The following is a 12,921-nucleotide window of genomic DNA, read 5'->3' on the forward strand; positions in this document are numbered from 1 at the left end:
CCTGATGGAAAATCGACAAGAAATCCAAGAATTAACCTTAGAAGAAGTAATGGGTGACCGATTTGGACGTTATTCAAAATATATTATTCAAGAGCGTGCTTTACCCGACATTCGTGACGGGTTAAAGCCAGTCCAACGTCGGATTTTATATGCAATGAACAAAGATGGAAATACCTATGATAAAGGATTCCGTAAATCTGCGAAATCAGTCGGAAACATCATGGGTAACTATCACCCACATGGAGACAGTAGTATCTATGAAGCAATGGTTCGGATGAGCCAGGACTGGAAGCTTCGAGAAGTGCTGATTGAAATGCACGGGAATAATGGTAGTATGGACGGCGATCCTCCAGCGGCAATGCGTTATACAGAAGCGCGTCTGTCTAAACTAAGTGGTGAAATGTTAGCGGATATTGAAAAAGATACGGTTGATATGGTTTGGAACTTTGATGATACTGAAAAAGAACCAACTGTTTTACCCGCTAGATATCCGAATTTATTGGTGAATGGTTCAACTGGTATCTCAGCAGGGTATGCGACCGAGATACCAACGCATAATTTAGGAGAAGTCATTGATGGAACTATCTATCTGATTGACCACCCTAATGCAAGTTTAGATAAACTAATGGAGTTTATCCCAGGACCTGATTTTCCAACAGGAGGAATCTTGCAGGGAAAAGATGAAATCAAAAAAGCTTTTGAAACCGGACGGGGAAAAGTGATTCTACGTTCTAAAACCAAAATTGAAGCAATCAAAGGAAGCAAAGAACAAATTGTCATTTCAGAAATTCCTTACGAAGTGAATAAAGCAACCCTTGTGAAAAAAATTGATGAAGTGCGTTTAAATAAAAAAGTAGATGGAATTGCTGAAGTTCGTGATGAGAGTGATCGAACAGGTTTGCAAATTGTTGTGGAATTAAAAAAAGATGCAAACGCACAAGGGATCCTAAATTACTTATTTAAAAACACGGAACTACAAATCAACTACAACTTTAATATGGTAGCCATTGATCATATGACACCACATCAAGTTGGGCTAAGAGATATCTTAAGCAGTTATATCGGACATAGAAAAGATGTCATTACGAAACGTAGCCAGTATGATTTGGCAAAGGCACAAAAACGTCAACACATTGTGGAAGGCTTGATGAAAGCATTATCGATTTTAGATCAAGTGATTACGACAATTCGTGAAAGTAAAGATAAACGTGATGCAAAGAAAAACTTAGTGGATGTTTTTCAGTTTACTGAAGAACAAGCAGAAGCAATCGTGATGCTGCAACTTTACCGTTTAACAAACACCGATATTACTGATCTTCAAAAAGAATCTGAACAATTGATTGCGCAAATTACGGAACTAAATAAAATTCTTTCAGATGACAAAGAGCTGTTTTCATTGATGAAAAAAGAATTACGTGAAGTGAAGAAAAATTATGCAACGAAACGTATTACAAAAATCGAAGATGAAATCGAAGAAATAAAAATTGATACGAAAGTGTTGGTTGCGCAAGAAGACGTAGTCGTTAGCGTAACGCGTGAAGGTTATGTGAAACGAAGCAGCTTGCGTTCTTATAGTGCTTCGAAGCCAGAAGAGATTGGTATGCGTGAAGGCGATTATCTTTTGTATACTGGTGAATTAAGTACATTAGATCATGTCTTGTTTGTGACGAACAAAGCGAATGTGATCTATCGTCCAGTCCATGAGTTACCAGATCTAAAATGGAAGGAAGTTGGTGAGCACATTTCACAAACGATTTTGAATTTATCAATGGATGAATCAATTATCGCAGTGTTCCCATATACGAAAATCCAACCAGAACAAACCTTTATCTTTATTAGTAAAAATGGCATGATCAAACAGACTAGAATGACTGAGTTTGAACCATGGCGTACGTATAAGAGTCGTCCGCTCAGCTCAATGAAACTAAAAGATGAGGACGAGTTGGTAGCTGTTTATTTGGAAGAAGGACAAGCGGATTTAGACGTCTTTCTAGTTACGCATCAAGGGATTGGCTTACGGTATCCGCTAGTTGAAGTACCAGTCGTCGGTGCAAAAGCAGCAGGAGTGAAGGCAATCAATCTGAAAGATGATGACACAGTCATCAATGGCTTATTAGTTTTTGCTGAAGGCGATACACCAATCGTAATCGTCACACAAAGAGGAGCCGTCAAACGAATGCTTGCACAAGAAATCTCGCAAACATCACGTGCAAAACGTGGTGTGCAAGTTTTAAGAGAACTAAAGAAAAACCCTCACCGAGTTATTTATATGTCTGAAGGAACAAGTCGTGAGCTAACAATCGTGAATCAAAAGGGCAAACAAGTGGAATTTAATCCAACTGATTTTCCAATTGGTGATCGTACGTCGAATGGTTCATTTGTGTTGGACGAAAAGCAAGGCGGAGAGATTATTGCTGTACTTGAAGCACCCGTCCCAAAAATCGAAGAATAACTGTATCATTTTTTCTTGAAAGAGCACGAACTGTAGTAGTACAGTTCGTGCTCCTTTTTTCATTTGTAATATCGAAGAAATCTTACTTTTTTATTAAAAGATGAAAGTGTTCACAATGCCTAATGCTTGGTATTAAAGCATTGTTTAAAGATACATCAATTAAAATCTAAAAATTGTTAAAGAAAAAACAAGAAAACCCTTGCAAAGATGACGCTCTGTGTTATACTAATCACGTAAAAACTGTTACATAAAACAGAAACTTTTAGGAGGTCCATACAATGGAGCAATGGAATGGATTTAAAGGAAAAACCTGGAAAGAAGAAGTAAACGTTAGAGATTTTATCCAAGAAAACTATACCCCTTATGACGGTAATGACGAATTTTTAGCTGGCCCAACAGAAGCAACAACAAAACTTTGGGATCAAGTAATGGAATTGAACACACAAGAGCGTGAAGCTGGTGGCGTATTAGATATGGATACTAAAGTTGTATCTACAATTACTTCACATGGTCCAGGCTACTTGAACAAAGATTTGGAAACGGTTGTTGGATTCCAAACAGAAAAACCATTCAAACGCAGCTTACAACCATTTGGTGGAATCAGAATGTCTGAACAAGCAGCTGAAGCTTACGGATTTGAAATTGATTCAGAAGTTTCTCACATTTTCCGTGACTATCGTAAAACACATAACCAAGGCGTTTTCGACGCATACACACCAGAAATTCGTGCAGCACGTCGTTCAGGTGTTATCACTGGTCTTCCAGATGCTTATGGACGTGGACGTATCATTGGTGACTATCGTCGAGTAGCACTTTATGGTGTAGATTATTTGATTAAAGAAAAACAAGTTGATTTATCTAACTGTGGTATTGGTATCATGTCAGATGATATTATTCGTCAACGTGAAGAATTGAACGAACAAATTCGTGCGTTAAGCGAATTGAAAGAACTCGGCAATATCTACGGATTCGATATTTCAGAACCTGCTACAAATGCAAAAGAAGCTTTCCAATGGTTATACCTTGGATATTTAGCAGCAATCAAAGAACAAAATGGTGCGGCAATGTCATTAGGACGCACATCAACATTCTTAGACATCTATATAGAACGTGATTTACAAAATGGCGTTATTACTGAAGAAGAAGCACAAGAAATCGTTGACCATTTCGTTATGAAACTACGTCTTGTAAAATTTGCTCGTACACCGGATTACAACGCTTTGTTCTCAGGTGACCCAACTTGGGTTACAGAATCAATCGCCGGTATGGGTGAAGACGGACGCCACATGGTAACTAAAAATAGTTTCCGTTTCTTACACACATTATCAAACTTAGGACCAGCTCCAGAACCAAACTTAACTGTTCTATGGTCAACTCGTTTACCACATAACTTTAAAACTTTCTGTGCTAAAATGAGTATCCAAACATCAGCTATCCAATACGAAAATGACGATGTTATGCGTAAACATTGGGGCGATGACTACGGAATTGCTTGTTGTGTATCAGCTATGCGAATCGGTAAACAAATGCAATTCTTTGGAGCTCGTGCAAACTTAGCGAAAACATTGTTATACGCAATCAACGGCGGGGTTGATGAAAAATCAAAAGCACAAGTTGGACCTAAATATCAACCAATTACTTCAGAAGTTCTTGATTACAATGAAGTAATGGAAAAATACGACGTTATGATGGACTGGATTACTGAATTATATGTAAATACATTGAATATCATTCACTATATGCATGATAAATATTCATACGAACGTATTGAAATGGCTTTACAAGATACAGACATCTTGCGTACAATGGCAACTGGTATTGCTGGATTCTCAGTAGCAGTTGACTCATTATCAGCAATCAAATATGCAACTGTTCGTACAGTTCGCGATGAAAATGGAATTGTTGAAGATTACGAAATTGAAGGCGACTACCCTAAATATGGTAACAATGATGATCGTGTAGATGAAATTGCTATTCAATTATTAAAAACATTCATGACAAAAGTTAAACGTAACAAAACTTATCGTAATTCAACACCAACAACGTCAATTCTTACAATCACTTCAAATGTTGTGTATGGTAAGAAAACTGGTAATACACCTGATGGCCGTCGCGCAGGCGAACCATTTGCACCAGGTGCTAACCCAATGCATGGTCGCGATACACACGGAGCATTAGCAAGCTTGTCTTCAGTAGCAAAATTACCATATGAATATTCATTAGATGGTATTTCAAATACATTCTCAATCGTACCTAAAGCTTTAGGTCGCGACGAAGAAACGCAAGAAGAAAACTTGGCAACAATGCTTGATGGTTATGCGAAGAAAATGGGTCACCACTTGAATATCAACGTGTTCAACCGTGACACTTTATTGGATGCCCAAGAACATCCAGAAAAATATCCTCAATTAACTATCCGTGTTTCTGGATATGCAGTAAACTTCATCAAGTTAACACGCGAACAACAAAACGATGTAATTGCACGTACAATGCACGAATCAATGTAACAAAAGTCAAGGAGGCGGATGGACTGATTCAGTCGATTCGCCTTTTTTTACTCGAAAAGTCATTATTAGGAGGACACGTCTATGACAACACCTGTAACAGGTTTTATTCACTCAACTGAAAGTTTTGGGTCCGTTGATGGCCCTGGTATCCGTTTTATCGCATTTATGCAAGGATGTCGGATGCGTTGTCAATTTTGTCATAATCCAGATACTTGGAATATTGGCGGTGGTGTTGAACGTACAACAGACGATGTGTTAAATGAAGCACTTGCTTACCGAGAATTTTGGGGAGATAAAGGTGGTATTACCATTAGTGGTGGTGAGCCATTACTGCAATTAGATTTTTTAATCGATCTTTTTAAAAAAGCAAAAGATCAAGGGGTTCATACAACGATTGATACCTGTGGCAAACCATTCTCCCGCGAAGAACCGTTTTTCAGTAAATTTGAAGAACTAATGGAATACACGGATTTGTTATTATTTGATATCAAACATATCGATAACGATCAACATAAGATTTTGACAGCAAATGGGAACCAAAATATTTTGGAAATGGCAAAATATTTGTCAGAAATCGGTAAACCAGTTTGGATTAGACACGTCCTTGTTCCTGAACGTAGTGACTACGATGAGTATCTGATTCGGTTAGATGAGTTTATTAAAACGTTGAACAATGTTGATAAGGTGGAGATTCTTCCTTACCACACTATGGGTCGATATAAATGGGAAACATTAGGCTTGAAATACCCACTGGATGGAATTGAACCACCAACGAAAGAGCGTGTAGAAAACGCAAAACAACTACTGCATACAGAAGATTACCAAGGATATTTAACTAGATAGTTTTGAAACGGAAAAGGAAGTTAGTATTGCTCTTTTCCGTTTTTTTGCTATTATTAAATAGGAGAAAGAACAAAGGAGCGAATGACATGTCAAAAATTTTAGTTTTTGGACACCAAAATCCAGATACCGATGCAATTGGAGCGGCGATTGCATTCTCACATTTACAAAATGAATTAGGCAAACAAACAGAAGCTGTAGCATTAGGAACGCCTAATGAAGAAACACAGTTTGCCTTGGAATCATTTGGTTTAGCGGCACCTCGCGTAGTAGAGTCAGCGAAAGCAGAAGATGCAGCTGTCATGTTGGTTGACCATAATGAATTTCAACAAAGTATTTCAGATATTGCTGAGGTAACGATTTTATCAGTAGTTGATCATCATCGTATCGCAAATTTTGAAACAGCTAATCCTTTATACTACCGTGCAGAGCCAGTAGGTTGCACAAGTACAATCGTTTTAAAAATGTACAAAGAAAATCAAGTAAGCATTCCAAAAGAAATAGCAGGAATCATGCTTTCTGCTATTGTTTCTGATACATTGCTATTCAAATCACCAACTTCTACACCAGAAGACGAAAAAGCAGCGCAAGAACTTGCAGAAATCGCAGAAGTGGATCTAAATGTTTATGGTTTAGAAATGCTAAAAGCTGGTACAAAATTAAGTGATAAATCAGCTGCAACTTTGCTTGATTTAGATGCAAAAAGTTTTCCAATGGGTGAAAAAAACGTCCGCATTGCCCAAGTTAACACGGTTGATTTGAATGAAGTAATGGATCGTCAAACTGAGTTAGAAGCAGCAATGGCTGAAGAAATGACTACAAATGATTATGATTTGTTTGTCTTAGTCGTAACAAATATTTTAGATAGCGACTCAGAATTATTAGTTGCTGGAGATGACAAAGAAAAAGTTGAAGCAGCATTCCAAACAAAATTAACAAACAATCGTGCATTTTTAAAAGGTGTTGTTTCTCGTAAAAAACAAGTTGTTCCTCAATTAACAGAAGTTTTTAGTTAATTTACTGATCTAGCTGAGTCGAGTATAAACTACGACTCAGCTTTTTTTATCACGAATAAAAGATAAAATTTAAATGGAATGAGGGAGCAAATGAATTATTTTTATTCACCAAAAAATAAAGTTTATCAAAAATTGGTGGCTGATCCGCTGTTCTCACCAGTTATTACTTATTTAAATGAACAGCCTGAGCCGGTCATTTTGAGAGAATTAAAAAAAGTATTTCCTCAGCGAAAGTTTGAACACTTTTTGGATCAACTAATTGAAGCTGGACTAATTCTGCGTGAGGAAAGAAGGTATAAGTTAAACTTTCCCATCTTTACAGAAAATGAAGCTAGCTATCAAGAAATCATAGCTAATCAAGTACAACGATTAAGTGAACAGTTGTCTAAATTTTCCCAAGTGGAACAACAATTCATCGTGGGAGAAACACTTTGGTCCACTTGTTTTGAAGAAGACAATCAGGCTTTTTATGGTTATGAGGGAAAAGGGGAAACGACACGAAAAACAATTGCCGGAAATGAAGACTATCAATTTGTTTCGATTTCTACTACAGAAAATTTTCCAGTAACATTGGCTAATTATTTCTTCGTTCAAAAAAATAAACCTACGCAGTTCCCCGATTTCTTTTCATTAGCAACTTTGCTGGGAGATGTGAATGAATCCTATTATTTTGATCAAGTAGAAGTAATTATTGAGCGCGTTCGATTAAATAAATTTAAAAATCGTCGTCCAAATATTTTTTTGGAATCCTTAATCCAAACGAAGACAATTCAAGCAGAACCAACGTTTGAATTACTGTTACCAGTTCTTGAGAGTAAAAAAGAGTTGACTGCCATCCAGTTTACTGAGAGTGTTGATTTAACAGAATCGGAACTTGCTTTTGTTAACAGAAGAATTTACGAAGAAGTGAAAAAAACACTTGGTTTAACGGTGTATTCTTATATCAAGGCAAAATAAAAAAGACAGACAAACGTTCAATCGTTTGTCTGTCTTTTTACTTATAGGATTTGTTTCGTTGATATTGCCACATTAGAAATGCTAAACAAATTACAAATAAGAAATCAAAGCAATTACTTACATCTTGAATAATCGTTGTTTGAATTGTTGGTGCAAATGCCAGAAACAAAAAGGCAAAGAAATTATAACCAAAACAAATGAGTGAGACCCAGCAGAAAAAAGGACTTAATTTTAATTCTTTAAAAACCAATGCGAAGAAAAAGAAAGAAAAAATTGCTAAGGTGACAACCAAGCCATTTAAAATGAAAAAGAACAGCGAATTTTGATTAAAGGTGTACAGTAACACAGCTAAAAAGGAAAACAATTTTAGTGCGATAAAAATAAAGGAAGCTTCTGCTAATGCTTCTGTTTTTTCTAGGTAGACGTAGCGTGAAAAAAAGATTGCAAACAGAAGCGATGATAAAGAAGATAAGATAAGTAAACCAGCGCTTTGGTCTAGCGTATTAAGCGTTGAGTAATCTAGTAAGAGCCATCCCAGCGCATGATTTGGTGCATCAGAAGTTGTAGAAAAGGTATGTAGTGCAAAGAATAGGATTGCCGAGAGTCCAAATAGCGAAGCTAATTGGAGATAAATCATTGTTTTTCGATTCATTCAACTTGTTCTCCGATACTGAAAATGATAGTTTGCATATATTATCATAACAAAACAATGAGCTTTTGTCGAGGTTTAGACAAAAATAAACCGGTTCAAACAAGTAATATTGTCTGATCCGGTAGGAGAAAACACTTTTGATTTTTCAATTAGTAAAACTTAATTTTTCTGACGTTTCCGAACTTTTTTTGTCCAAAATCCACCAGAAATATATTTTGGTTCGTAGGAAATAATGAATGCACGTTCTTCAACTGTTTTAATCAAGTTATATAGTTCACGTTCACTTTTACGAGGGGAAAGAATTTCTAAAACTAAACGTTCACCTTCAAGCCCCATTGCAGAAGTCTGTGTAACACCATAGCCATTTTCTCGTAAAGTTCGAGGAAGGTTTTTATCTTCCGAAGTATTCGTTGGTAAAATTGTTGTAACCATGATGTAGCCAAGCGCTAATTTATCTTCGATTAAGATGCCAACACTTATCCCCACAGCATAGCCCAGTGCGTAAACAAATAGATTTAAAGGATTATCTAAACGATCAAGGACCAGCGAAAGTCCCATAATATAAATGATTATTTCAACCATACTAACAAGTGGTGCAATTAAACGATATCCTTTCATTGTCAGCATAAATCGTAGGGTATTTAGCGTAATATACGCAAAATTGATAATAAAAATCATCAGTAACATTTTTGGATCAACCATCAAACCACTCCTCCTATATCTTTCTTCTCTACAATAGCAAAAAAAACAAAAATTGGGAAAAATTTAAAGTATCTTCATTTGAAATAAATTAAAAAAGGATTATAATTATATTATAAAGACAGTGAGTAGGTGATGCAATGAAAAAAATCAATCAACTGATTTGTGTTAGCCATCTATTAAGTATGATCTTTAGTGTGTATTTAGCTGTTTATGCTGTTCAAGAAACGTTTGAGGTAGAAAATCTGTTCTTTCCGTTATCCATTATTGATTACTTCCTGATAAGTGTTATTTTCTTTTTAGTACTTTTTATTGGAAGTATGTTTGGTGGTGTAGCGAGTTTTCTTCGTTTTTCGATTTATCCGTTATTAACTCTGATCTTAGGAATAATCGGAATCGTTGCTCTTTTTTTATTTCCACAATGGTATTTAAGGCCAGCTTTACTGCTTTTTGGTAGTGTTAGTTTTTTTCAATTTTTAAGTAGTAGCTGGTTATTTTTTCAACATATAAATTTAATTAAGTTAGGTGACTCGAAATGAACCCAATCATGATGAAACGTAATGTGAAAGCAATTCCTGTGTTAGAAGTTGTTTTAGAGGAACTAAAACAGACAAAAATCCCAGTGGTCATTTATTATCACGGCTGGCAGACAAGTAAGGAATTAGTTTTGACACAAGGCAGAAAGATTGCTCAATATGGGATTCGAGTTATTTTGCCAGATGCAATGAATCATGGGGAGCGAAAACAACCGGTATCCTCCATTCCTTCATATACGTTTTGGAATAGTATTTATGGTAATTTATTTGAATTTGACACACTAATAGAACATCTTGATAAACGTGGACTTTTACATGAAAAAATAGCTGTAGGTGGTGTTTCAATGGGAGGGATGACTACTTGTGCATTACTTAGTCAGCATCCTAAGCTAATTGCAGGAGCCTGTCTAATGGGTTCTCCTGCGCCCCTTGCTTATGGACAAGGAATTCAAGCCCGTGCAAAAGAATTCGGCTTTCGTTTACCTAAGGACTATTTTGAATTGATTTCTTGGGTAGAAAGATATGATTTATCTTTAAGCCCTGAACGTTTAGCAGAAAGACCTTTGTTTTTCTGGCATGGAAAGGAAGATGAAAAAATTCCTTTCAAGCAAACCGCTGATTTCGTGAAGGCGAATCAATGGACCAAAGCGGGACGACAAATTATTTTTCATTCTTCAGAAAAGCAAGGTCATTTAGTTGAAATTCCATTGATGGAAGAAGCTGCTGAATTTTTTTACAAGTGTTTGATTAAAGAAAATCATGAAGGAAAGATGTAAGAGAATAGTATTTAGTAGTGAAAATAGAATGAGGATTTTTGAATAAAGAGCTGACTTTTTTGAGCAAAGTACTTATCTTTAGAAAAATGAGGTTGGAAATTTCTTTGATTCCAATCTCTTTTTTTTTGACTTTTTTGTTTAATGATAGAAAAGATATGGAAACTTGACTATAAAATGAGATGAATTTCGGTATAATAGAAGTTGAAATAAATTGGTCTATGTCCTTCATCGTGAGCTGTATTCGCGAAATTTTTGTTAGAAAGAGGTAGAGCTATGACAACTCTAGCAGACGTAGCAAAATTAGCAAATGTTTCAAAGATGACTGTATCAAGGGTTATCAATCATCCTGAACAAGTCACTGATGAGCTGAAAGAACTGGTTTTTTCAGCGATGGCTGAATTGAACTATCGCCCTAATATTGCGGCAAAAGCACTTGTTTCTAATCGATCACAAGTAATCAAATTGTTTATTTTAGAAGAAATCGACACAACAGAACCGTACTATATGAACTTGCTGATGGGAATCGCGAATCGAATTGGTCGAGCACATTATTCATTACAGTTAGTGACAACGAGTGGCTTCGATGTGGGTGCTTGTGACGGCTACATCATTACAGGAATGCGTGAAAAAGATTTTGATTGGATTGCTCGTCTGGAGAAGCCGGTCGTTTTATTTGGAGAAAATGATTTTGGCTATGATTATGTAGATAGTGATAATCAATACGGCACAACGAAAGCAACTGAATATGCTCTATCAAAAGGATATGAATCAGTGGTTTATATTGGAATGGATGTGGCAGAGCCTTTTGAACGTGCCCGAGAAGCAGGATACTTAGCCGTTATGAAGGAACAAAATTTGCCGACAAAAACCGTTCGTTTTCCCAATCATTCAACAAAGACGGAAGAATATATTGATACGCATTGGGATGAATTTGATAAGAATACTTGTTTTGTTTGTAGTTCAGATCGTTTAGCTTTGGGTGTTGTCCGTGGGATTATGAAAGCTGGCGGGAAACTTCCGGAAGAGTATGGGGTAATCGGCTTTGATGGCGTCTTTTTAGATCAGATTAGTTCTCCTAAGTTAACAACGGTGAAGCAAGATATTATTCGGATGGGAGAAGCTTGTGGTGAAATGCTGTTGAAAAAAATTGATGAAAAAGGGGCAAGTCAAGGGTATCGGCGATTTTTTCCAGAAGTTATTTTGCGTGAAACGACCAAATAATACAAGTTTTCTTTAAAAAGAGCGTATGATTTCTGAAATTTATCAGCGCATTATTACTGAAATGGTTGAAATTATGCTATGATTGAGAAAAGTTCCGTTTTGAAAAGGATGAGTTAAATGAAAGAAATCAAGCGAAAGCATTTTCGTTTTCCCGCTTATGATGATGAAACTGGAGTAAAATTAAGTACTGAGTCTAATCGCGTTTTATTTGATGGTGTCGATGATTTGATGAGCAAAACAGATCAGCATCCGCAACAGCGTTATGGTCGGACAAAAGAGTTTCACTTTGATGAGAGCGAACGAGAACAGACACACCAGCGAAAACAAAGACGTACGATGAGTGGAACGACAAAAGGTACACCACGTCAAGAAAAGTTGGAACATTATAAAGAGAATTTACCAGAATATGGAAAGCACTATCAGCCTAAGACGACATCGACTGGTCGGAAGCAGCTTTTTGGTGAAAAAAATCACGTTCAAACGAATCAACAGGTGACATCACCTACACGTAATACAAAATCTTCAACAACAAATAACATCACTCATGAGCGTTCTTATTTTGTACCAAAATTTATTCCAGCATCCATTATTCCAGACCCTAGAGAAACACAGGTGACGGAAAATGATTTGATTCAATCAATGAAAAAAGAAGAAGATGCGTACTTGCTATTTGATATTGAGCCAACGCCGTATCAAGAGAAAAAAGGGGATAAAACGGTCAAGTCTTTTCACAAAGGTGAAGAAGAAACAAAAATGAAGGCAACAAATAAAAAGACAACTAAAACAAAAAAAGCACATGGTGTGTTAGAACGATCACTTCATGGATTGATTGAAGATCAAGGCAATTCATTGACAGAAAATAGTTATTTCAAGCAATAACAATGGATGATTGAAAATGATGAAAAGAGCAATGATGCAAATCATCGCTCTTTTTGTGTTTTGTTAACTATCTGTGAAAGTGGTTTGGGTAGTGTTTGTTAGTCGGTGGCGGAACGGATTTTATGCGATAACCTTAGATGTTTACAATTACTTGAATGTAGGTGAGCTACAACCTTATCCGCGGTGTTCCCCAAGCAGCTCCTCGAGATAGCTTGCACTCACTTCAAAATATGAAAAGCTATTTTGAGTGCTTGCTCGCTATCTGTTCGGATCTGAACGCTTGAAGCCACAACCTTATCCGCGGTGTTCCCCAAGCAGCTCCTCGAAATAGCTTGCACTCACTTCAAAATATGAAAAGCTATTTTGAGTGCTTGCTCGCTATCTGT

At 36.5% G+C, this 12,921-nt stretch carries 11 protein-coding genes; 9 read left to right on the forward strand and 2 right to left on the reverse strand.

Translation table 11 applies throughout. The features are described from left to right. Positions 1-4: 4 nt before the first annotated feature. The 5 genes from parC (at position 5) to IGJ66_RS04595 (ending at position 7,772) form a co-directional block, all read left to right on the forward strand. The gene (parC, locus tag IGJ66_RS04575; RefSeq protein ID WP_067485026.1) at positions 5-2,452 is read left to right on the forward strand and encodes a DNA topoisomerase IV subunit A; all 2,448 of its coding nucleotides are present in this window, start codon (positions 5-7) and stop codon (positions 2,450-2,452) included. A gap of 278 nt (positions 2,453-2,730) precedes the next feature. Continuing rightward, complete coding sequence (gene pflB / locus IGJ66_RS04580; RefSeq protein WP_430616880.1) at positions 2,731-4,959, forward strand: formate C-acetyltransferase; 2,229 nt, start codon at positions 2,731-2,733, stop codon at positions 4,957-4,959. 81 nt (positions 4,960-5,040) lie between these two features. Continuing rightward, positions 5,041-5,802: a pyruvate formate-lyase-activating protein gene (gene pflA, locus IGJ66_RS04585; protein ID WP_067485032.1), complete on the forward strand. Its 762-nt coding sequence runs from the start codon at positions 5,041-5,043 to the stop codon at positions 5,800-5,802. A gap of 86 nt (positions 5,803-5,888) precedes the next feature. Further along, the gene (locus tag IGJ66_RS04590) at positions 5,889-6,815 is read left to right on the forward strand and encodes a manganese-dependent inorganic pyrophosphatase (protein WP_071869348.1); all 927 of its coding nucleotides are present in this window, start codon (positions 5,889-5,891) and stop codon (positions 6,813-6,815) included. A 90-nt stretch (positions 6,816-6,905) separates the two neighbouring features. Beyond that, positions 6,906-7,772 (forward strand): DUF1803 domain-containing protein, encoded by an 867-nt coding sequence (locus IGJ66_RS04595; protein WP_430616881.1) that lies wholly within the window; start codon positions 6,906-6,908, stop codon positions 7,770-7,772. A gap of 37 nt (positions 7,773-7,809) precedes the next feature. Here the strand turns inward: IGJ66_RS04595 and IGJ66_RS04600 are convergent, their stop codons facing one another. Further along, entirely contained in the window at positions 7,810-8,424 is a 615-nt protein-coding gene (locus IGJ66_RS04600; RefSeq protein WP_067485039.1) for a hypothetical protein, read from the reverse strand. A 159-nt stretch (positions 8,425-8,583) separates the two neighbouring features. Then, on the reverse strand, positions 8,584-9,126 hold the full coding sequence (locus IGJ66_RS04605; protein WP_430616882.1) for a DUF2179 domain-containing protein: 543 nt from the start codon (positions 9,124-9,126) through the stop codon (positions 8,584-8,586). Positions 9,127-9,263: 137 nt separating this feature from the next. Between IGJ66_RS04605 and IGJ66_RS04610 the strand changes: the two genes are divergently transcribed. The 4 genes from IGJ66_RS04610 to IGJ66_RS04625 all read left to right on the forward strand — a co-directional run bounded on the left by IGJ66_RS04610 (position 9,264) and on the right by IGJ66_RS04625 (position 12,535). Further along, positions 9,264-9,662, forward strand: a complete 399-nt coding sequence (locus IGJ66_RS04610) for a hypothetical protein (RefSeq protein ID WP_067485042.1) — start codon at positions 9,264-9,266, stop codon at positions 9,660-9,662. Then, a complete protein-coding gene (locus tag IGJ66_RS04615; protein ID WP_430616883.1) occupies positions 9,659-10,435 on the forward strand; it encodes an alpha/beta fold hydrolase in 777 nt (258 codons plus the stop codon). The genes IGJ66_RS04610 and IGJ66_RS04615 overlap by 4 nt, the downstream gene beginning before the upstream one ends. Before the next feature lie 273 nt (positions 10,436-10,708). After that, the gene (locus IGJ66_RS04620) at positions 10,709-11,656 is read left to right on the forward strand and encodes a LacI family DNA-binding transcriptional regulator (RefSeq protein ID WP_075491188.1); all 948 of its coding nucleotides are present in this window, start codon (positions 10,709-10,711) and stop codon (positions 11,654-11,656) included. 117 nt (positions 11,657-11,773) lie between these two features. Next, the gene (locus IGJ66_RS04625; RefSeq protein ID WP_430616884.1) at positions 11,774-12,535 is read left to right on the forward strand and encodes a hypothetical protein; all 762 of its coding nucleotides are present in this window, start codon (positions 11,774-11,776) and stop codon (positions 12,533-12,535) included. Positions 12,536-12,921: the final 386 nt, after the last annotated feature.

Origin of the sequence: Enterococcus sp. DIV0176, from assembly GCF_050528535.1 — a bacterium.
Classification (GTDB): domain Bacteria; phylum Bacillota; class Bacilli; order Lactobacillales; family Enterococcaceae; genus Enterococcus_B; species Enterococcus_B thailandicus.